This is a genomic window from Acidobacteriota bacterium (assembly GCA_039028635.1).
Taxonomy (GTDB): domain Bacteria; phylum Acidobacteriota; class Thermoanaerobaculia; order Multivoradales; family JBCCEF01; genus JBCCEF01.
In genome coordinates, this window is the sequence record JBCCHV010000038.1 from 1 (window position 1) to 21604 (window position 21604).

The window sequence follows — 21604 nt, forward strand, 5'->3', positions numbered from 1 at the left end:
ATGTTTCACAATTTCCCAGTCAAAAGCTTCTACCTTCTTCCTGGCTGCCCTCGAAAGTGCTTCACCCTTTTCGGCCTGTGCACAAAGCGCTCTCACGGCACTCACGATCGCTTCTTTGTTATCGGGAGGTACCAATATACCTCCGCTCGCCATGCGGAGCCAACGCGGGACGTTGAATGGAAACCCCTTGATCTCCGCGGTATAGGCATTGTAAGTGGTCGCCGCGCCGTAGTCGTCTTCCAGTTGCTCATCGGCGGTGACCTTGATGGCGAGTGGTTTGACCTCGACATAGCTGGCCTGTGCCGCCGTGGCGATCAGAAAAAGAAGGGTCGAAAGGCGGGTCTTTGTTGAGCGCCTCATGGTGTATGACCTTCCCGGGCTGCGTTGACAAAAGCTCTCTTGAGTGCCGTTGCAGCCTCGATGCGCGCCGATCGGTTCATGACCAGGAGAGTGGTCGGGGATAGCGGGAGGAACTTCTCGACCACTGATTTCAGGAGCGCCTCGAAGGGCGTGAGGTCACCGGGATAGTCATAGCGCCATAGTCGTCGTCGAAGCTCGTCGATGGCCGCATTGAGGGCTGCGGTGTGTGCGATCTCGTCCGAGATCTCGAGCTCTTCGTAGGCGTCGAGGTCGAAGGTTGCCCCGTGGTTGAGGCCATGGGCCTGGAGGATGGGGACAACGATCTGATCGCGATGGGTTTCGAGAAGCCGCTCATAGTGCTCGAGCCCTGCTTCGACTTCCTGCAGGAACGCTGCCGCTGTCAAGGGGTTCTCTGGCTCCTGGAAGAGCGGACGGACCATCGCCGGAAAGAGCTCCAGGAACAGCCCGATGTCGGGCTCGCCGCTGTCGTTGGTCGCTTGGTAGAAGCTCTCCAAGAGGCTGAGAAGGGTCCTCTTGTAAGACACCAGGTCAGGTCGCATTCTCGGATCGAGCGAAAGGACGAGGGTGCGATTCTCGCCGCTGTCCGGGGCCTGGACTTCGACTCCGAAGAGCGCTGACGAGCTCCTGAGAGCGTTCTGGGTGGCGCCGAAATTGAAATGCAGACCGCTGAGTCGATAGATTTTGGCGGTGGTCTGCTGAGCCATCTGTTCGCGCGCCGGGTCTGTCCACCAGGTGAGGTCCGTCGTTCTCCAGTGGCGGGTGCGGTCGAGCTGCTCCTCGCTCAAGGCGAAGCCGAAGACCGCTTCGGCGGTGCGGCGGATGTCGTCCTCGCCTTGGGGGAGGAGTCCCCCGGGTTCGCCGGAGTCCGACAATGGGTGAGGGAACGAGACCTCGGTTTCGGCACTGATCGTTGCCGTGAGGAATGTCGTCGCGAAGAAAGCCGCGGCGATGGCGAGTCGCTTGCTTCGGAAACTCATACTGTTCTCCCAGGTTGACTTTCGATCCGGCGACCTTGAGAGGAAGGCGGATCCTCAGTGCGTTCTGTCGCGGGCGCCGAGCCCGCTGCGGAAACTCTAGGAGCGAAAAACGGGTGCGGAGCGGGTCTGGGAGACAGGCCATGGATGGCAAGTCTTGGCAAGCTGTCGAGGAGAGATGAGGACTAGATGATGAGATCGACTCATCTTCAGTTCGCGAGGCCAGGGCGTAGGAATGCCGATCGAGATGGCTCGTATGGTCTAGGGACGGCGCGTGCGGCTTGGCCTTGGCGAGTCGGTCGATAAAACGCTAGACGGAGGTGCTGAATGTTCGGTGACAAGTTGCCCCAATGGGGCATTTCGCTGACGACGGTCCTTGTGTCCTCGATGGTGTGCGCTGGCGCTGCGATGGGTGCGAGCGAGACCTCGCTCTCGGGGCGAGTTCTTTCACTCGCGGGAGATCCCGTTGAGGCCGCCGCCGTGGCAGTTTCGGTAGGCGACGCGGGGCCCGACTTCGCACTCGACCCACCCACGGTTCAGATCCATCGGCCCTTGATCGGCACCGATGCCGAGGGCCGGTTCATGCTCGAGGGCGTGCCCGAAGGCACCATCACCGTTTGGGCTGAGCACCCCGACTTCGGGGAAGCCGTCACGGTGCTCGACGCGGCGGCGCGGCTCGGCGGCGACCTGGAGCTGATCCTCGATCTCGATCGCCGAATCCGGGGCTACGTGAAGTCTCCGAACGGAGACCCGGCGATCGGCGTCAACGTCATCCTCGAGCGTCTCGACCCAGCGGGGAGCGCAACCCAGTGGGAAAAGCCGGGGCCGCGGGGAGGCTTCTCCTACCCCTGGCAGACCCCGGGCTCCTACCGTCTCTCGATTCGGAAGGAGGGCTATGAGCTGGTGGGCGGTCCGGTGACCTTCGAGTTCTCCGCTCGAGGCTCGCCGCTCTATGGCATGACGGTGCGGAAGTACCGCGGCGAAGAGCTCTTTGGTCGGATCCTCGGCTTGTCTTCGCCCGATCTGGAGAGGGCCGAGGTCCGAGCCGTACTGCTCGATGATTCGAGAAACCTGAGCTCCTCGTCGGTTGTCGAACCCCAGAAGGGGACCTTCCACCTGGAGGGCTTGATTCCCGGCAAATGGCGCATCGATGCTCGGGATCGTGCGACCGGCACCAGTTGGTCGCGCGAGCTCGAGGTGGTCGAGGGGGGAAGCCCCTATCGCGTGAACTTGAAGCTGGGTGGGGGATTCGAGCTGCGCGGCGTCGTGCGGGCCAACGGTCGTCCCTTCGCCGGGGCGACGGTTCGCCTCGACGGTTTGACCGTGGCGATGGCGCCGCAGGTCGAAGCCGGCCTCGATGGCTCCTTCCGGCTGCGTGGCCTCGAGCCTGGGCGGTACGTGTTGCGGGTCCAGTTCGGCATGCCCCTCGACTTCCACCAGCGGGAGATCACCGTGACCGGCGATCGCGAGATCGACCTCGATGTCGCTGCCGCCTTTCTCGAAGGCAAGATCTCGGAAGCTCCCTGGACCGGTCGGGCCGAGAGGGCGGTGCTGATGATTCATCCGCTCGACCGCGGGCAACGGGGGCGCCAATTCGGTGTCACCTACATCAGTCCTGAGGGAGAGTTCCTGATCACCCGGATTCCCCCCGGCGCCTACCGGATTGCGAGCCTCCGGAACGGCTTCCCGGCCGCCAGCGGAACAATCCAGCTCGCCGCTGGCGACAAACGACAGATCGAGCTTCAGCGTCCGGCCGGAATCGACTTCGAGATTCAGGTCGATCTCGCCGAGGTTCCGGACACCCGTGGTCTGCAACTGCTTCTTTTGGGCGAAAACGGTGAGACCGTCTACACGGCTCGGGTTGCGGTCTCTTCCGGGGGCAGAGTGCCCCTCGCCGACGTTCCGGCCGGAACCTGGACCCTCGCACTCTCTGGCGAATCCACCGCCTGGGCCGAAGCCCGGGTGGAAGTCCCCGGCCCGGCGCCCCGCATCAGCCTGCAGGCCGAATCCCGGCTGCAGATCGAAGCGCCGGCCCTCGCCAACACCGCCTACGCCCATGTCTTGGTCGAGCGCCTGGATGGTGAGACTCCCCAGACGATCACCACCGCCGGCCATCACCTTCTGCGTGGCAAGGCCACCCTCGGCAACCTGCCGTCGGGACGGTGGGAAGTGCGCACCGAGACTCCGAACGGAAAGGCGTTGGTCGGGCTCGTCGAGCTCGAGGGTGGCCAGCTTCGAACGCTGGAGATGAAAGCGTCCCGAGGGCACTTCTAGCCCGGCCTTCTCACGAGCTTTCCGCTGCGCGTCCGTATGTCCCCGAATCTGCTGCGTTATCCGTCGCCTGCTCTCCTCGCAGTACATCGAGTACGGCTGCGTCGTGGCAGCGACGGATGCCTTGCATCTTCAGGAACCTACGGCCTCTCGCCAGGAAACCTCGTGAGAAGGCCGGGCTAGTCCGGCCTTCTCACCAGATCTCCGCTTATCGTCCGCAAGCTACGAGCTGTCTCTCGAAGGTCTGGTGAGAAGGTCGGGTTGGATATGGGATTTGTTGATGTGTCCGAGGCCGCTTCAGGCGGCTCGGTTGCGCAGGGGCAGCGGGTTCTTCCGCAGGTCTTCGACGATGATCCGGGCGACCTCCCGTGCCAGTACTTCATTGCCTAGCTGATTGAAGTGGCAGCAGCTGTCGATGTAGAGAGGCTCCTGAACCTGTCGAAAGGCGAGGGTGAGGTCGAAGAAGGGAATGCCGTCGTCGCGGAGTCGGGCGCCTTCGGCCTGGAGGAGTGGGTAACCCGTCTGCGCTGGTTCCATGTAGAGATTTCGTGCATCGATGGCCGTTTGCCTTTCGGCGGCGGACATCGGTTTCGAATCCGCGACATATTGATTGGGTTGGAGCAAATGGTAGTAGCGACTGCCGGCGGAAGTCGCCAATCCGTGCATGACTTCGGAGGACTGGGCCCAGAATCCCACCGCGGCCCGTAGCGCATGGTCGCGGTTCGGGAACGAGTAGGCTGGACCCGAGGCGACGTATGAGCGATTGGCCTTCTGCAGTGCGAGAAGCTTCTGCTGAGCTTGGTAAGAGTCGCTCTGGATTCGCCGGTCGCGCCAGCGCCAGAGGAGATTGTGGCTGACGCTCCAGCGCAGCGGTGAGCTCGCCGTTCGTTCGGCGAGCCGCAGTCTTCGGTTGTGGTGGAAGGCTCTCTCGCCCGCCAAGGTTTGGCGTTCGAGATCGGGAACGCTGCGTACGAAGTGCTCCCAGGCGCGAGGGAAGAAAGGGTAGGTCCCGGCGGGGAGGTTCTCCGCCATCGGCAGGGCGACATCGTTGAAGCCATCGAGGTTGATGACGATGTCGGGAGTCTCGTCATGGCTCATCAGCCAGGCCAGGGTCATGAGCTGCTGGGGCTGCTTGAAGCCGGGTTGAGCATGGCTGCTGATCCGCACCTCCCGTCCGATCGCCCGAGACAGCTCCTGGGTCAGGATTTTACGCCCGCCGAAGCTGAATCCGAAGGCCACGGATCCGCCGAAGACACTCACCCGCACGGCGTGGTCCGGAATGTCCGTCTGGTGGCGATAGCGCCAGAAGCCGTCTTCTCCCACCACCACGTGGGAGTCCTGGCGCTCCGGCTCCTCGTTCAAATCGGTGCTGTAGACGAAGCCGAGAAAGGGATGGACCACCTGCCCACCCATCCGCATCTTGGCGAGCACTGGCGACCGTTCCTTGATCTCCACCTCGGGCGCCGGCTCGGCGCCGACGGCCGCTCGCAGGGCCGCGGCTCGACCGTAGGTGAAAGCGCTGCCTTCCATGACGGCCCAGCCGAGGAAGCTCGTGCCTTCGATCGTCAGAGCCAGGAAGGCCAAAGACAGCAGTGAGAGGATGATGCGGAAGCCTCGAGAGCGGGTTGGCCGAGGCGAGGCGCGGTCGGCATCCGACGAATCGAGGGCAGGCAAGGCGAGACCAGTGACGGAGAGGGATGTTTTGATGGCATGAAATTTCATGGCATTGGACCATATCACTGATGCTGATCTGACATTATGGGATCTGCAGACTCTTGCTTCGAGAGCTGGTCATCGACCGAGAATCCGCCGGCCCCGGGAGGTCAGTCGAGCTCCGGAACAGCCTCGGGAGCTGACTGCGACGACGAAGGTCCGAGCCAATGCACAGCAACAGAATCGAGATCAACGGACAGCCAGTTTCCGCCTCCGCGGTGGGCACCAACGACGGGCTCAACTTCGGCCGCTTCGACCACGGCGAGATCTCCGTCCATCCATACCAAGCCTGGATTTCCGGTCAGTCCGTTCTCAGCGCTCTCGAGGCCAGCTACGCTCGCCTCCTTCGCGAGCTCCAAGAGGACGATCCCTTCGAGCCCTCCAAGCTCAGCGAGATCGGGTACCCGGTCCTCGAAGAAGTCCTTCGGAGCTATCCAGGCCACCTCTCCGAGGTCATCGACCACCTCGGCCGCGAGCTCTTGTCGACCGTCTTCCCGTTCGGGGCCCAGAGTAGGTACGTGATCAACAGCCTCGACGGCTACGAGGTCGAGGCAAAAGGTTTGCGGATCCGGGGGCGGTGCTTCGAGTACTCAAGAGGGCACCGGAAGGTCCCTGGGTGATCGAGAGCTTGTTCTTCTCCGACCGGTCGACAAGGTGCCAGGACTGCTCGACAGGGGGCGATCGGATTCAGAGCGTGAAGATCCAGATCGGCCGCCAGGCCGGCGCGTGCCTCCCCCTGCTCGGTGGGAATGAGCCGGGACTGCATCGAGAGCCGCCCGCCGAAGCAGGCTTCGACGGGCTTGGCCCGAGTACGACACCCGCTGGGAGACAGCGGGTCACTTCATGGACTGGAAACCAGAGTTGCCCTAGCCCTCGTCCTCCGTCCGCTCACCATCTCCAAGGCCACCACCACCGCTGCACGGGCAGGTCACCGACTGGGTGGTGAAGTAAGGCGTTTGAACCTGATTCCCGTCGGGACCCACGTCCCACTCGTCCGGAAAACCGGGGCAGCTCACCTTCGTTCCGACCAGCACCACGCAAGCTGAGGTCGCGTAGAAGTCATAGAGAACACCGGTACAGCTCGAGGCACCGCTCTCAACAGCCAACGGCCCACCAGCCAACAGCGCCAAGGCCACCAACGCAGTCCATCCAAACAACCGAGTCCGAGAGGTCATAATCTTCCCCCAATGGCTAAAGATTTTTGATCCTGAAATTCACATAACCAAATATAATTGATATCTCTCATCGGGAACAGGCTAGCGAACACCAAGGCCAGCGATTCACCTAGCCATAGCTCGGGGAGAGATCTGGGAGAGCGTCAGCGATTCGCCCAGCCCAACTGGGGTAGAAGCTCCAGAGAGCGTCAGCGATTCGCCCAGCCCAACTGGGGTAGAAGCTCCAGAGAGCGTCAGCGATTCGCCCAGCCATAGTTCGGCTGCTTCAGCCGAACTATGGCTGACCGAATCCCGACCGAACCGACTTGAGCGAAGCGAAATGGCGGAGAGGGAGGGATTCGAACCCTCGGTCCAGGTTACCCCGGACAACTGCTTAGCAGGCAGCCCCGTTCGACCACTCCGGCACCTCTCCGCGGGGCAGGACGGGTATTCTACGCACCGGCCGGGGGCAGGTCAAAGGCTTCGGGATCGGGGTAGACTAGCGGCCGTCCATCCACCGACCCAGAGGACCCGAAGCCGATGAATGAAGCCTCCGCCGCGGCCCCGACCGCGTCCGTGGATCTTCTTGCGATCAACTCTCTCCGCTTCCTGGCCGTCGACATGGTCGAGGCCGCCGGCTGCGGTCACCCTGGGGCGCCGATGGGGCAGGCGGCGCTGGCCTATTGGCTGTGGACGCGCCACCTGCGGCACGATCCGGCGGAGCCGGAGTGGCTCAATCGCGACCGCTTCGTGCTCTCCTGTGGCCACGCCTCGGCGCTGCTCTACGGGTTGCTCCACCTGTCGGGCTACGACCTGCCGATGGCGGAGCTGAGGAACTTCCGCCAGCTCGGCTCGAAGACCGCCGGCCATCCGGAGTACGGCCACGCACCGGGTATCGAGACCACCACCGGACCCTTGGGACAGGGCTTCGCCAACGCCGTCGGCATGGCGCTGGCCGAGTCGCACCTGGCGGCGCGCTTCAATCGGCCCGATTTTCCGGTGTTCGATCACCGCACCTGGGTGCTGGCGAGCGATGGCGATCTGATGGAGGGCATCGCTTCGGAGGCGGCGTCGCTGGCCGGCCACTGGGGCCTCGGCAAGCTCAACGTCTTCTATGACGCCAACGAGATCACCATCGATGGCTCGACGAACCTGGCCTTCTCGGAGGACGTCGCCCAGCGCTTCGAGAGCTTTGGCTGGCACATCGAGCGGGTCGACGACGGCAATGACCTGGTGGCGATCGATCGCGCCATCAAGAGCGCTCGCGGCGAGGCCGAGCGGCCGACGCTGATCGTGACCCGCACCCGCATCGGCTTCGGCAGCCCGAACCGCGAGAACACTTCGAAGGCCCATGGCGAGGCCCTGGGGGCGGAGGAGGCGCGACTCACCAAGGAAGCACTCGGTTGGCCGCAGGAGCCGACCTTCCATGTTCCGGAGGAGGCCCGGCAGCCCTTCCGCGCCGCCGCCGAGAGGGGCGCCGGTCTGTCGGCCGAGTGGCGCAAGATGTTCGAGCGCTATCGCGCCGCCCATGGGGAGCCCGCCGCCGAGATCGAGGCGCGTCTGGCGGGCGAGTTTCCCGATGAGCTGTGGAAGGCGCTGCCCGAGTTCCACCCCGAGGACGGGCCGCTGGCGACGCGCAAGGCTTCCGGGGCGGTGCTCAATGCGTTGGCTCCGCAGGTGCCGCAGTTGATGGGCGGCTCGGCGGATCTCACCGGCTCGAACAACACCTGGATCAACGACGCTGCCGTCTACTCGCGCGACGATCGTGCCGGTCGCAACCTGCACTTCGGAGTCCGCGAGCACGCCATGGGCGCGATCATGAACGGCATGGCGCTGTCGAAGCTGTTCATCCCCTACGGCGGCACCTTCTTGATTTTCTCGGACTACATGCGACCGCCCACTCGGCTGGCGGCGCTGATGGGGATTCCCGGGGTCTTCGTGTTCACCCACGACTCGATCTTCCTCGGCGAGGACGGGCCGACCCACCAGCCGGTGGGCCAGCTCGCCGCCTTGCGGGCGATTCCCAACGTCAACGTCATCCGGCCGGCCGACGCCAACGAGACCGCCGGCGCCTGGCGCCTCGCCCTCGAGAAGCGAGACGGTCCGACGGTGCTGGCGCTGACCCGCCAGAAGCTGCCGATCTCCGACGAGCTGGTGGATCTGGGCCGCGACGGAGCGCTTCAGGGGGGCTACGTCTTGGCCGATCCGGAGCACGGCCAGGCACCGCGCGCGCTGCTGATCGCCACCGGTTCGGAGGTCAGCCTGGCGCTGGCTTCATACCGCGAGCTCGCCCGCGAGGGTATTCCGGTGCGGGTGGTCAGCCTGCCGTGCTGGGAGATCTTCGATCGCCAGGAGGCGAGCTATCGCGACAGCGTGTTGCCGCGGCAGATCACGGCACGGCTCGCCATCGAAGCCGCCAGCAGCCTGGGTTGGCACAAGTATGTCGGCATCGACGGAGACGTGCTGTCGGTCGACCGCTTCGGTGCTTCGGCGCCCGCCGGCGACCTGGCGGAGGCCTACGGCTTCACCGTCGCCGAGGTGGTCCGTCGAGTGCGCTTCCTGCTCGACCTCGCCGGCTAGAAGGAGACTCGTCGTGCGGGTTCGCTCGGTCAATGTCTCGCTGCCGCGGATGGTCGAAATGGGCGGGCGTACGGTGCGCACCGCCATCTTCAAGGAACCCGTGGCAGGGCCGGTGAGGGTGCATCCCCTGCACCTCGAAGGCGATGGCCAGGCCGACCTGCGGTACCACGGAGGACCGACCAAGGCGGTCTACGCCTACCCTTGGGAGCACTACGCCCACTGGCAGGAGTTTCTCGCAGTGGACGATCTGCCGCCGGGGTACTTCGGTGAGAACCTCACCACCGAGGGGCTCGACGAGCGGGAGGTCCGCATCGGTGACTCGTTTCGTATCGGGACGACCCTCCTGCAGGTGTCGGAGCCGCGCGAGCCGTGCTCGAAGCTGGCGGCGAAGACCGGTCGTCGCGACCTGTTGAAGCCGTTTCTCGCCAGTGGACGGGTGGGCTTCTACCTGCGGGTGCTGGAGGAAGGCGAGCTCGCCGCCGGCGACGTCATCGAGCCGGTGTCGGTCGATCCTGCCGGCCTGACCATCGTCGAGCTGTTGCGGGTCACTCATTTCGAGCGCGACGATCGCGCAGGCGCCCGTCGCGCCGTGGCCGTCGAGGCGCTGGCCGAAGGCTGGCGCCAACGCCTGCTGACGCGGCTCTGAGTCGGGGCCGCCGTTTGCGGCTCGCCGCCGGCTATGGCGACGCCGGTCCCGCGCCCCCGTTCTCGCGGCCCTGTGGGATGATTCGCAGGACCATCATGCCGAGAGGAGCACGCCATGGCCATCGACTCTCCGACGCTGTCCGATCCCGCCCTCGACGACCCCAAGCTGGTCGCCTTTCTGCCGCTGTTCTATGTCGCCTGGGCCGATGGTGAGCTGAGCTCCGAGGAGATCGCCTCGATCGGTCGCCAGGCGGTGGACGTGGCCGGCCTCGAGCGCTGCTGCCACGATGTCTTCGAGCGCTGGCTCAATCCCGATCAACCACCCACGGCGCAGGAGCTGCAACAGCTCCTGGGCGCCATCCGGCGGCAGGCGGCGTCGCTTTCTCGGAGTGAGCGTCGCTCCCTGGCGGAGCTCGGCGGCGACCTCGCCCGCCACAGCGGTCACGATCCGGTGCCGGCCGAGCGCGAAGCCCTCGAAAAGGTCGAGAAGGCCCTCGGCCTGCCCGGGGCCGAGGTCTCGCGCCACATCCTGATCGCCGAGCGGCCGGCGCCGGCGGCGGCCGAGCCGGCGGCGAGCTTCGACATCGCCGCCCTGACCCGTCGCCTCGACGGCGACCGTCACCGCCTGCGCGAGGAGGTTCGCGCGCTGCTGGCGACAGCGGAGATGAAGCCGCCGGTAGGAGCTCTCAAGGAGGACTACCGGGAGTGGATCCTGGAGCGCTGCCGCACCCTCGCCGGCCGCGGTTACGGCGCCCTCGGTTTGCCCGAGTCGGTGGGCGGAGCGGACGACATCCGGTCCTTCGTGGCAGTGTTCGAAACCCTCGCCACTCACGACCTCAGCCTGGTGGTCAAGTTTGGGGTGCAGTTCGGCCTCTTCGCCGGCTCGATTCACCAGCTCGGGACCGACCAGCATCACCAGCGCTATCTGCCGGAAGCCGCCAGCTTGGAGCTTCCCGGTTGTTTTGCGATGACCGAGACCGGCCATGGCTCGAACGTCGCCGATCTCGAAACGGTGGCGCGTTTCGATCGCGCCACGGACAGCTTCGACCTGCACAGCCCGACGCCGTCGGCGCGCAAGGACTACATCGGTAACGCCGCTGCCCACGGTCGCCTGGCGACGGTTTTCGCGCAGCTCGAGATCGACGGCGAAGGCTACGGGGTGCACGCCTTCGTGGTACCGATTCGGGACTCTGAAGGACGGCCGATGCCGGGCGTCACGATCAGCGACTGCGGCGAGAAGCTGGGCCTCAACGGCGTCGACAACGGTCGCCTGATGTTCGACCACGTGCGAGTGCCGCGGCAGGATCTCCTCGACCGCTTCGCCCAGGTGTCCGCCGCCGGCGAGTACACCAGTCCCATCGTCAGTCCGTCGAAGCGCTTTTTCACCATGCTCGGAACCCTCGTCGGGGGGCGGGTGAGCGTGGCGCGGGCGGCGCTCTCGGCGGCCAAGGTCGGCCTCGCCATCGCGGTGCGCTACGGCGAGCGTCGCCGCCAGTTCGGGGCGCCCGGGGAGGCCGAGATCAAGCTGCTCGACTACCGCACCCATCAGCGCCGCTTGATGCCGCTGCTCGCCACCGCCTATGCCTGCCACTTTGGACTCGACCATCTGGTCGAGGAGTTCGCCGACTCGGAAGTGGAAGACCGGCGCGCTGTCGAGTCGCTGGCGGCGGGTCTCAAGGCCTTCGCCACCTGGTATGCCACGGAGACGCTGCAGACCTGCCGCGAGGCCTGCGGTGGTCAGGGCTATCTGGCGGTCAACCGCTTCGCCGATCTGAAGGCCGATTCCGACATCTTCACCACCTTCGAGGGCGACAACACGGTGCTGCTGCAGCTCCTCGCCAAGAGCCTGCTCGGCGGCTATCGGCACATGTTCGGCAGCATGAACACCCTGGGTTTGGCGCGCTACCTGGTGGGACGGGTGGCGACCAACGTCGCCGAGCTCAACCCGGTGGTGACCCGCCTGACGGACGAGGACCACCTGCGCAATCGCGACTTCCAGCAGGGAGCTTTCCGTTGGCGCGAAGACCACCTGCTCTCGACGGTGGCAATGCGCCTCAAGAAGCGCCTCGACGGTGGCATGGAGAGCCAGCAGGCGTTGATCGAGTGCCAGGACCACCTGGTGTCGATGGCCAAGGCCCACACCGAGCGGGTGCTCTTGGAGCGCTTCGCCGCCGCCGTCGAGGCCACCGAAGACGAGCGCCAGCGGCAGGTGCTCGCCCTGCTCTGCGACCTCTTCGCGCTCTGTCGGCTGGAGGCGGATCGCGGTTGGTTCTTGGAGCAGGGCTACTTCGAGGCCGGCAAGGCGAAGGCGATTCGCAACCTGGTCAACCGGCTGTGCGCCGAGGCGCGCCAGCAGGCGGTGCCGCTGGTCGACGCTTTCGGTATTCCGGATGCGGTGCTGGCGGCGCCGATCGCCCTCGCCGACTGAGTCGATAGGGCTCCGCCTCCTATCCCATGGCTCCGGGGTCGTCCGCTGACGGGCCGTAGACGGAAGGCACCGGAATGCCGAGCAGCCGCAGGTAGACGCCGAGCTGAGCCCGATGGTGAACGATGTGATTGAGCACGAAGGAGCGCACCACACCGCCGCGGGGCGACTCGGAGACCACCTTGCCGCCCATCCGGAGCTGCCACAGCTGGGCCAGCATCTCGTCACTCACCCCCTGGGCGGAGCCGAGAAAGACGGCGACGGCCTTCTCGTGGCCGTCGAGGAGCTCGTCCTGGCTGCTCGGCACGAAGGCGTTGTAGCCATCGGGCGCCCCGAGGTCCCAATGGTCCGCCTGCAGGATGTCCGGTCCCCAGCCCGGAATCTCGGCGATGTGGCCGGCCAGGCGCCCCGCCTCCATCGACTTGTCGTGGGGCTTCCAGCCGAACTGCTCGGCCGGCAGGGATTCCAGAACTCGGCGGGTGGCGCTGGCCTCGTGTTGCAGCTCGACGATCAACAGGTCCATCATGGCCATCGGTGGGCTCCTATTCGGTTGGTACCAACTCTCGGGGTGCCGGTGCGGCGGCGGACGGCTCGCTGCCGTGGGCGGTGAGCCGATGGCGATTCTAAGGGACGATTCGGAGGTTTCTTCACGGCGCCACAATGTCCGCTGTGATCGCTGCGGTAGGCGCTTCCGCTGTGCCGTCACTGCCGGCGATGAGAGCTGCTGGTGTTTTGCCGAAGCGGTGCTCGAAGCGCCCGAGCCCACGGCGGGTTGTCTCTGCCGCCGGTGCTTGCGGCTGGCGACCGAGGACGGCCAGCCGGGAAACTCGACTCGCTCCGAGCCCGTAGGGTCGACTCAGCAGGAAGGGTCGAGGGGCCAGGGCAGCGATCGAGGAGGGATGGGATGAGGCAGTTTTGGGTGTGCGTGGGTCTCGTGCTGGCGGCTTGTGGCGGAGTGGTGGAGGAGCGGAATCCGGCACCGGAGGTGCTCTCCTTCGATGAGGAGTACCTGACGGGGCTACTCGAAGAGCATGCGACGGCGACCCTCGGGCTCGGCGTCCTGCGAGGCGGCGAGCTGGTGTGGAGCGGATACTTCGGTGAGCAGGCGCCGGGGGTGCCGGCGTCTCGCCAGTCGATGTTCAACACCGCCTCGGTGTCGAAGGCGGTCACGGCGGAGACGGTGCTGGCGCTGGTGGCGGCGGGCGAGATCGACCTCGACGAAGCGCTGGCGCCGACCTGGGTCGATCCGGACGTCGCCGACGATCCGCGCCATCGAACGCTCACGCCCCGGCTGGTGCTCACTCACCGCACCGGCTTCCCCAACTGGCGCTACCAGGCCGAGGACGGCAAGCTGGCCTTCGACCAGGATCCCGGATCAGTCTTCGGGTACTCCGGCGAGGGCTTCCAGTACCTGCGCCGCTTCGTCGAGGCGAAGCTCGGCCGCCCCTTCGAGGAGCAGGTGCGCGAGCACGTCTTCGAGCCTCTGGGTATGACGGCCTCGCTGGTGGTGGCGCGGCCGGAGCTCGAGGATCGACTGGTGGTGCCGCGGCCGGCCGATGGCTCCGTCGTCGAGCCCAATGTCCAAGCGCCGGGGGCGGCGAATGCCGCCGACGACTTCTTCACCACCATCGAGGACTACGCCAAGCTCCTCGCGACGCTGGTCGAGCCGGCCACCGGCCTCGAGCGCGACAAGCAGAGCCTGCAATCGGACGCCTCCGGCCATCCCCACTGGCAGTGTGTCCCGACGGCGGTCTGGAGCTGCCCGACGAGTCATGGCTTCGGCCTCGGCTGGCTGGTCTTCGAGTGGCCTGATCGCAAGCTGGTCTGGCACGGTGGCAACGACGCCGAGGAGCACGCCATCGGCTACATCGATCCGCGGACCGGTGACGGCGCCATCGCCTTCGCCAACGGGGCCAGCGGCATGCTGGCGATGCTCGACGCCCTCGACCTGATCGACGACCGGCCACCGATCGTCGAGTTCTACCGCGCGCTGTTGGCCGCCCACGCCGGTTGATTCGGTTCTATCGCTTCACCTCGTAGAACCACTCGATCGAGCAGACGTCGCCCTGGTAGCGGGCCTTGTCGACGGTCAGCTTGCCCTCCATCCAGTCGTCGTCGACGAGGTTGATCTCGTACTTGGCGCGGATCGCCGGGCCGCCCTCGCCGAGCAGGCGGGACATGTTCTGGTAGCCCTCGAAGTGCGGCAGATAGGTGCTTCCGACTTTGACGTCCGCTTCGCGGAGCAGGACGAGCTGCTCGCCGCTGCGCGAGCCGGTGACCTCCATGCGCAGGCCGTCGTTGCTCACCGCCACCGGCTCCGAGAAGCCCGGCAGGGCCACCGGAAAGGGCAGCTTCTGGCATTTCAGGACCCCCGCCTTGAAAGTCCAGGTCCAGTCGCCGGCGCATTCGGTGGGACGCTCTTCGAACTCGGTCACCTCGCGGTCGATGGCCCAGCGAATCTCGCTGGTTTGCCCGGCGTAGCGGTGGGCGGCGTCGCCCGCCGGGGCTCCGGCGGTGTCGATCTTGGCGGTGACGTTGTAGACCTCGTGGAAGGCCTCTTTGGGCTTCTGGCAGTTGATCCACTTGCCGGCCTCGGCTACCGCGGGAATGGTGAAGCAGGTCTGGGTCGTGCCATCGGCGAAGCCGGGCTGGCCGCCGAGCTCCTTGCCGTTGCGGTTGAAGCTCCAGTAGATCGTCGGATCGCCGGAGAGCACGGCGCCGACGAAGCACAGGCGCACCGATTGGTGGGCCGAAGCGCGCCGGGGGGTGTCCTCGGCATCGACGAGCTCGAGAACCGGCTGGGCCGCGAGGGGAGCCACCAAGACGAGACTGAGGCCGACGACGGCCAGGGTGAAGAGAGGGTGTTTCATCAGCATTCCTCCAGAAATCGAGTCGCCATCCTTGGGACAGGAGGCTTCATCAGAGAGAACGGAGCGCCCGCCCGCAGCCGGACAAGGGCTCTCCCTCGGACAGGAGACCGTTGCGACGATCAGGCGTTGGAGTCGGGAAAGAAGTTTCACCGAGCAAGGGCGTCGCGAGTCCTACAGGAGTCGAGCTCGGCAGGGATCGAACCGCGGACTTCGGCGGCTACCGCTACAATCGCCGGGATGGACGTCGGCAGGCCGCCGTCGCTTTCGGACCTGCGACGTTTTCGGCCCGGTCCGCGCCTTGGTATGTGAGTCGCTGCGCTCAAGTGACCATGATTCTATGAATATCGAGGAGGGCGGCTTGGATTCACAGTCGTTCCTGGCCCTGGTGGCTCCGGTTCTCGATGATGTCGGCAGCGGCATCACGGTCGCCGATGCTCGCCAACCGGACCTACCGCTGATCTACGCCAATGGCGCCTTCGAGCGCATCACCGGCTACGGTGCCACCGAGGTGGTGGGCCGGAACTGCCGTTTCCTGCAGGGGCCCGAAACCGATCCGCGCCAGATCGCGGCGCTGCGTTCGGCGCTGCGCGAGGGTCGGGCCCTGACCACCACCCTGGTCAATTACCGCAAGCAGGGTGGGCTGTTCTGGAACGAGCTGCGATTGACCCCGATTCGCGATCCGGCCGGTGAGGTGACCCACTTCATCGGAGTTCAGAAGGACGTCACCGCCGAGGTGCGCTCGCGCGAGCTCGAGGTGCGGGCCGACCGCCTCGAGGAGGAGCTCGCCCAGGGCCGCAGCCGCCACGATTCCCTGCGCAGCATGGTCGAGCCGATGGAGACCATCCTCGGCGAGGTGCGCTTCGGGGTGGTGCTGACCGATCAGCGAGGGGTCATCTCCTATCTCAACCGAACCGCCTGTGAGCTCCTCAGGGTGAGCTTCGAAGCCGTCCGTGGGCGCCGTTTCTCGGACCTCTACACCGGTGGCGAAGCGTTGCGCGCCGCCTTTCCGCTGCGTGCCGACAGCCGCGAGCAACGCCTCGATAGCTGCCTGGTGCTCGAAGACGGCAGTCTGCTCAATGCCGGGTTTTCGCTCCAGCGGGCGCAAGGGGGGCCGGGAGACAGGTCATTCCAGCTCCTGCTGTTCCGCGAGCTCGAGAGCCTCAAGAAGGTCGAAGGGGAGATGCGCGAGCTCAAACGGCTCTCGTCCCTCGGCCAGATGGCGGCCGGCTTCGCGCACCAGGTGCGCAATCCCCTCGCCGCCATTCGTTCTTTGGCCGAGGCGTTGATCGAAGAGCTCGATCCCGACGACTCGCGGCGCGAGTACGGTGAACGCACGGTAGCCCTGGTGGAGCGCGTCGAGGGCCTGGTGCGGCGGTCCCTTCGCTTCACCCATGACGAAGGCACCAGCCGCCGGCCGGTGTCGGTGGCGCGCCTCCTCGACGATCTGATGGGAGTCCTCGAGCCGCGTTGGGGCGACTCCGGTGGGCGGCCGGCCCTGGTGATCGGTCGAGAGCTGCCCGCGGTGCTGGTGGATCCGGCTCAAATCGTCGAGGTGCTGGTCATCTTGGTCGAGAACGCCCTCGACGTGGTGCGCGATCCGTCGCTGGTGCGAATCGAGTCGTCGCGTGCCAAGGAGGAGTCCGCCATGGTGGCCGTGGAGGTGGTCGACCGCGGTGCCGGCATGGCGCCCGAAATCCTCGAGAAGATCTTCGATCCCTTCTTCTCCACCAAGCCGCGGGGCGCCGGATTGGGGCTCGCCATCGCCTTGCGCCTGACCCACGAGAACCGGGGCGATCTGCTGGTGGAGTCCCATCCCGGTCAGGGCACTCGTTTCCGCCTTCTGTTACCGGAGGCGCCGGCTTGAGCGGCGGGCTGCCATGAGTCTGGTTCTGCTGGTCGAGGACGACACGGATCTGGCCTTTGCCGTCGAGCGCTTGCTGGTCAAGGCCGGTCACCGGCTGCAGTGGGCCGCCGACGGCACCGAGGCCTTGGCGATGGCTTCCTCGAGTTTGGTCGATCTGGTGTTGCTCGACCTCGGGCTGCCGGATCTCGACGGCTTCGAGGTTCTCGAGCGCCTGCTGGCCCTCGATTCGACCCTGCAGGTGGTGGTCTTCACCGGTCGGGACGATGCCGAGACCGCCGTGCGGGCTTTGCGCCTGGGGGCCGCCGACTACCTCACCAAGCCGGTGTCGGCGGAGATGCTGCGCCACGCCGTGGCGCGGGCCGACGAGCGCGGCTCGCTGCGCCGGCGAGTGGAGACCCTCGACCGCGGTTCCGGGGAGGGGGAGCGCGCCTTGGGCGACGCGCCGGCCTTTGTCCAGGCGCTGGATGCCCTGCGGGCGGCGGCCCGGGCGCCGAAGACGCCGGTCTTGCTCACCGGCGAGTCGGGCACCGGCAAAGAGCTCGCCGCGCGTCTGCTGCATTCCTGGGGCGAGCGCGCCGATGGGCCGATGATCTCGGTCAACGCCGGCGCCTTTCCGGGCAGCCTCTTGGAGTCCGAGCTCTACGGTCACGAGGCCGGCGCCTTCACCGGCGCCCGAGGCGTGCGGCGCGGACTCTTCGAGCTCGCCACCGGCGGCAGCCTGTTCCTCGACGAGATCGGCGAGCTGTCGGCGGAGCTGCAGCCCAAGCTGCTGCGGGTGCTGGAGGGCCATCCCTTCCGTCGTTTGGGTGGCGAGCGCGAGGTGCGCTGCGATTTTCGTCTGATCTCGGCGACCCATCGCGATCTCGCCGTCGAGGTCGAGCGCGGCAGCTTTCGGCAGGATCTCTACCATCGCCTTCGCATCCTCGAGATTCGCCTACCGCCGCTGCGCGAGCGGCTCGAAGACATTCCGCTCTTGGCCGTTGCTTTCGCGACTCGCCTGGGTCGCGAGCTGGGTCGCGGCGAGGTGCGTATCGGCGACGAGGCGATGGCTTGTCTGAAGGCCTATCCCTGGCCGGGCAACGTACGCGAGCTGCGCAATGTCATCGAGCGCGCCATCGTGCTGTCGCCGGACGGTGAGTTGGTGGCCGGCAATCTGCCCTTGGAGGTGGCCAGCGCCTTGACGACCCCGGCACAGCAGCCCACGCTGCCGAACTTGCCTCCTGGAGTCGAGCGCCTCGACGAGGTGGTGCGGGCCCACGTGCGCGCCGTCTTCGAGCAGGCCGGTGGAAATCTCACCCATGCGGCGGAACGCCTCGGAATCACCCGCGGCACCCTGCGCCGTCACCTCAAAAGCACCGATTCCTAGCCCGGGCGGGTCTCCCTGGCGTCCAACTGGTTCAGAATCGACCGGTCGAAAATCGACCAGTGAACCTCTTCTGACCGGCGAGAGCTGCGAAAAGCCCCGGAATATGGGCGCTCCTGGGTTGGCACCTACCTTGCTCTAAAGGGTTGCCATGAGCGCCCGTGTCGTCATGGTGGACGACGAAGCCGATCTGGTCTGGACGACCTCGCGACATTTTCGCCGCGAGCGGCCGGAGGTGGATTTCCTCGGTTTTTCGGATCCCGTGGAGGCCCTGCAGGCGATCAACGCCAATCCTCCCGACCTCTTGATCACCGATGTCCGCATGCCGTCGATCAACGGTCTGGAAATGGTGATGCTGGCGCGCGAGCGATCCCCGGAGATGAAAATCCTGGTGGTCTCCGCCTACGGTGCCGATCCGGTGCGCAAGCTCGCCGGCGGCCAGGGATCGGTCGAGTTTCTCGAAAAGCCTTTCGATTACCGCCAGCTTCTCGATCACGTCGACTCGGTGCTGGCCGCCGAGCAGCGCTTCTTCGGCGAAGTGTCGCTGCCGCTGTTCAGCGACCTGATTCAGATCGTCGCCCTGTCGCGGGAGACCGGAGCGATCTCGGTCCTGCACGGGGAAACCAGTGGCACCGTGTGGTTCGAAGGCGGACAGCTGGTGCACTGTGTGCTCGGCGAGCTCTCCGGTGCGGAGGCCTTCCGGGAGATCCTCAGTTGGCAGCGCGGCGAGTTCCGCATGCGTCTGGGAGAGCAGGCACCGGTCCGCACCATCGAGGAGCCCATCGACCGGCTGGTGCTCGACAGCCTCACCAGTCTCGACGAGCAGTCCGCCGGCCTGAAAGCGAGCCCGCAGGCTGGGACGGAAGAGGGTGCTGCCGCGGAGGCGGCCGCCTCGGAAGGGCCGCAGGACGAGCTCGCCGAGGGGCCGACCGACGATTCGCGAGTTTCGACACCCAATCTGCTGGCCGCCGGGCGTTGGCAACGCTGTGTGGTGGCGCGCCAGCTACCCCCGGCCTGTTGGCTGCTGGCGGTGTCGACCATCGATGGCAGCTCCTCCGTTCTCCATGGCGAGGGATCGGCGGCGGAGGGCTTCGGTGACTGGGCCCTCGATCTCGTCCACGCCGCCGCCCAGGTCGATCCGGAAGCCCGCAGCGGCTCCCTCGAAGGGGTCGAGCCGGATCTCGGGTGGGTTCTCGGCTGGGATCTCGACCAGAGTCTGGCGGTGGTCTTCGCTCAGCGAGCCGGGGGACCCACCGGCTTGCTGTCTTTCCGTGCCAATGGCGCCGCTGTGCGGCAGGCCTTGCTGGAGGTCTGAGATGACTTCTCTCAACGAGCTCTGTCGATTGCTCCAGGCCGAAGTCCCGGGTTCGCGGGCGGTCGGCATGCTCGAACCCGCCACGGGAACGCTGTTGGCCCACGCCGAACGACGCTCGAGCGCCGGCGAGGCCAGCACCGTCGAAACCGCGGCCCTCGCCATCGACCTGTTGCTCAAGGTCGGTAAATCGCTGTTGCTGGCCCACGTGCGGCAGGAGCTCGATACCCGGCGCGATCGCCAGGAATCGGTGCGCAAGCTGGTGACCTCGGTCGGAGGGCGTCGGCTCTTCCTGCGCAGCATGGGCTCCGGGCGGCGAGTGATTTTCTTGGTGACCGACGGCCGCGGGCGGGCCGAAGAAGTTTGGGAGCAGATCGAGCGTACGTCGACCCTGGCGGTGGCCCTCAGCGGCCCCCCCGGGCAGCGCTCCATCGCTTCGTCTGATCGTTTCGAGCCCTCGCCGTAGGGGCAGGGTTTTCGAGGAGGGAACGCCATGGATGCGTCCGTCGTTTTTCGCAAGACCGGGAAGGGTATGGCCGAGCTCGAACAGGATGTTCGGCGCTTGGGAACTCAGGTACGCCAGCTCCTCCTGCTGATCGATGGCAACCGCACGGTGGGAGATCTGGGGTTGCTGATGCCGACCCTGGGGGACGTGCGTCCGACCCTGAGAGATCTGCTCTTCGAGGGTTTGATCACGACCAACTCGCCGCAGGCGATGGCCGAGCCGGAGCGACCTGCCGCGGCCGATGGAGAGGAGCTCTTCCCCTATCTGGAGGACGTTCTGACCGGCGGTGAAGGTCGTAGCGCGGCCGCGTCGGCCCCGGCTCCGACTCCACCGCCGACGCCGACCCCACCGCCAGTGGCCGCGACGCCGGCCCCGCCCCCTGCGTCAGCCCCGGCTGCCGCCGCTGCCAGTGCGCCGGAGGCCGCTTCGAAGGCTAGTGCGGAACGCATCAAGAATTTGCAGAGCCGCATGATGGGAGAGGTTCGAGACTTCTTCGGTCGCGATGCCGATCTGATCTCTCCCAAAGTCAGAGCGTGCAAGTCGGTCGCCGAGCTGACGATGCTGGCGAGTCGCTTGCGCAGTGTGGCCGATTCCTACGGTGGAGCGGCGGAGGCCGATCGCTTCTTGGAGACATTGATGACGATCCTTGCGGAAGGCAGTGATTAAGCCGATTCAAGGGTCGACGGGTGCGATTTTTTCGAGGGAAGACGAGAAGGAGGAAATGTGAATACTCTCGCCCTAATTACGCAGTACTTTTATTGGATTTCTTTTCTGTGTTTGGCGTCCGGAACGATCTACTTCTTCATGGAGCGCAGCTCGCTCTTGGAGGAGTACCGCTCGACGGCGACCACGGCCGGCATCGTCTGCTTTATCGCGGCGCTGAACTACTGGGTGATGCAGGACATGGTGGGGCGCGACGGTTCGATCGAGTCGATTCTCAATTTCCCGACCGAGTTTCGCTACCTCGACTGGTTGATCACGACACCGTTGATCCTGACCAAGTTCCCGACTTTGCTGGGCTTCGATGAGGATCGCCGGCCGCTGCTGGTGACTTTGATCTTCGCCGACCTGGTGATGATCATCTGCGGCTATGCCGGTGAGCAGGCGATCAACCAGGCCGGTGGCAACTTCTCCGGCATGGGCGTTGGCATGTTCATCGCTTCGTCGGCGGCCTTCGCCTTCATCGTCTACTTGCTCTACTCGGTGGTGACCACCGCCGCGCGCGACAAGCTGAAGCCGATTCAGGACGGCCTCTCGCGCCTCAAGCTCTTCATCGCCATCGGTTGGTCGATCTACCCGATCGGTTACCTGATGTCGATGTTCGGCATCGGCCCCGAGGGCCAGATGCTGCGCGAGCTGATCTACAACGTCGCCGACGTCGTCACCAAGGTGGGCTTCGGTCTGGTGGCCGTCTTCGCCGTGCGCCAGGTGTCCCGCGACCAGTCCATCCGTAAGGCGATCGCTGACCTGTGAGGGTCTTTGATGGAGGAGCTTCGGCTCCCTGTTCGGAAGGCGCGGCGATTGAGAGCCGCCGCGCCTTCCGGTCT

At 65.9% G+C, this 21604-nt stretch carries 18 protein-coding genes and 1 tRNA gene; 12 read left to right on the forward strand and 7 right to left on the reverse strand.

The features are described 5' to 3' along the window. Window positions 1-360: hypothetical protein (locus AAF604_15625; protein MEM7051099.1), on the reverse strand; the 360-nt coding region annotated here is incomplete at its 3' end. Next, window positions 357-1358 carry a hypothetical protein gene (locus tag AAF604_15630; protein ID MEM7051100.1) on the reverse strand — a complete coding sequence of 334 codons (1002 nt, stop codon included), beginning with the start codon at window positions 1356-1358 and terminating at the stop codon, window positions 357-359. The genes AAF604_15625 and AAF604_15630, both read right to left, overlap by 4 nt. Window positions 1359-1835: 477 nt before the next feature. Here AAF604_15630 and AAF604_15635 point away from each other — a divergent pair, with 477 nt between their 5' ends. Then, a complete protein-coding gene (locus tag AAF604_15635; GenBank protein ID MEM7051101.1) occupies window positions 1836-3629 on the forward strand; it encodes a carboxypeptidase-like regulatory domain-containing protein in 1794 nt (597 codons plus the stop codon). Between the two features lie 294 nt (window positions 3630-3923). On the opposite strand, the gene AAF604_15640 is transcribed toward AAF604_15635, so the two are convergent. After that, complete coding sequence (locus AAF604_15640) at window positions 3924-5348, reverse strand: hypothetical protein (GenBank protein ID MEM7051102.1); 1425 nt, start codon at window positions 5346-5348, stop codon at window positions 3924-3926. Window positions 5349-5506: 158 nt separating this feature from the next. On the opposite strand from AAF604_15640, the gene AAF604_15645 reads away from it, so the two are divergent. Continuing rightward, window positions 5507-5959 (forward strand): hypothetical protein, encoded by a 453-nt coding sequence (locus AAF604_15645; protein MEM7051103.1) that lies wholly within the window; start codon window positions 5507-5509, stop codon window positions 5957-5959. A gap of 246 nt (window positions 5960-6205) precedes the next feature. Here the strand turns inward: AAF604_15645 and AAF604_15650 are convergent, their stop codons facing one another. Beyond that, window positions 6206-6514 (reverse strand): hypothetical protein, encoded by a 309-nt coding sequence (locus AAF604_15650; GenBank protein MEM7051104.1) that lies wholly within the window; start codon window positions 6512-6514, stop codon window positions 6206-6208. Between the two features lie 320 nt (window positions 6515-6834). Next, window positions 6835-6926, reverse strand: a tRNA-Ser gene (locus tag AAF604_15655). A gap of 107 nt (window positions 6927-7033) precedes the next feature. Between AAF604_15655 and tkt the strand changes: the two genes are divergently transcribed. The 3 genes from tkt (at window position 7034) to AAF604_15670 (ending at window position 12146) form a co-directional block, all read left to right on the forward strand. After that, window positions 7034-9073, forward strand: coding sequence for a transketolase (tkt, locus tag AAF604_15660; protein ID MEM7051105.1), 2040 nt, complete (start codon window positions 7034-7036; stop codon window positions 9071-9073). Between the two features lie 13 nt (window positions 9074-9086). Next, window positions 9087-9719: an MOSC domain-containing protein gene (locus AAF604_15665; GenBank protein ID MEM7051106.1), complete on the forward strand. Its 633-nt coding sequence runs from the start codon at window positions 9087-9089 to the stop codon at window positions 9717-9719. Window positions 9720-9833: 114 nt separating this feature from the next. Then, entirely contained in the window at window positions 9834-12146 is a 2313-nt protein-coding gene (locus AAF604_15670) for an acyl-CoA dehydrogenase (protein ID MEM7051107.1), read from the forward strand. A gap of 19 nt (window positions 12147-12165) precedes the next feature. Here the strand turns inward: AAF604_15670 and AAF604_15675 are convergent, their stop codons facing one another. Next, window positions 12166-12675, reverse strand: a complete 510-nt coding sequence (locus tag AAF604_15675) for a DinB family protein (GenBank protein MEM7051108.1) — start codon at window positions 12673-12675, stop codon at window positions 12166-12168. Between the two features lie 372 nt (window positions 12676-13047). Between AAF604_15675 and AAF604_15680 the strand changes: the two genes are divergently transcribed. After that, window positions 13048-14157, forward strand: a complete 1110-nt coding sequence (locus tag AAF604_15680; GenBank protein MEM7051109.1) for a serine hydrolase domain-containing protein — start codon at window positions 13048-13050, stop codon at window positions 14155-14157. A gap of 7 nt (window positions 14158-14164) precedes the next feature. Here the strand turns inward: AAF604_15680 and AAF604_15685 are convergent, their stop codons facing one another. Then, entirely contained in the window at window positions 14165-15013 is an 849-nt protein-coding gene (locus AAF604_15685) for a hypothetical protein (protein ID MEM7051110.1), read from the reverse strand. A gap of 358 nt (window positions 15014-15371) precedes the next feature. Between AAF604_15685 and AAF604_15690 the strand changes: the two genes are divergently transcribed. The 6 genes from AAF604_15690 (at window position 15372) to AAF604_15715 (ending at window position 21530) form a co-directional block, all read left to right on the forward strand. After that, complete coding sequence (locus tag AAF604_15690; GenBank protein MEM7051111.1) at window positions 15372-16877, forward strand: PAS domain-containing protein; 1506 nt, start codon at window positions 15372-15374, stop codon at window positions 16875-16877. 13 nt (window positions 16878-16890) lie between these two features. Continuing rightward, complete coding sequence (locus AAF604_15695; protein MEM7051112.1) at window positions 16891-18243, forward strand: sigma-54 dependent transcriptional regulator; 1353 nt, start codon at window positions 16891-16893, stop codon at window positions 18241-18243. A 148-nt stretch (window positions 18244-18391) separates the two neighbouring features. Continuing rightward, on the forward strand, window positions 18392-19555 hold the full coding sequence (locus AAF604_15700; GenBank protein MEM7051113.1) for a response regulator: 1164 nt from the start codon (window positions 18392-18394) through the stop codon (window positions 19553-19555). A gap of 1 nt (window position 19556) precedes the next feature. Further along, the gene (locus AAF604_15705) at window positions 19557-20018 is read left to right on the forward strand and encodes a hypothetical protein (GenBank protein ID MEM7051114.1); all 462 of its coding nucleotides are present in this window, start codon (window positions 19557-19559) and stop codon (window positions 20016-20018) included. 27 nt (window positions 20019-20045) lie between these two features. Beyond that, window positions 20046-20723 (forward strand): hypothetical protein, encoded by a 678-nt coding sequence (locus tag AAF604_15710; GenBank protein ID MEM7051115.1) that lies wholly within the window; start codon window positions 20046-20048, stop codon window positions 20721-20723. A 57-nt stretch (window positions 20724-20780) separates the two neighbouring features. Continuing rightward, window positions 20781-21530, forward strand: a complete 750-nt coding sequence (locus AAF604_15715) for a bacteriorhodopsin (GenBank protein MEM7051116.1) — start codon at window positions 20781-20783, stop codon at window positions 21528-21530. Window positions 21531-21604: the final 74 nt, after the last annotated feature.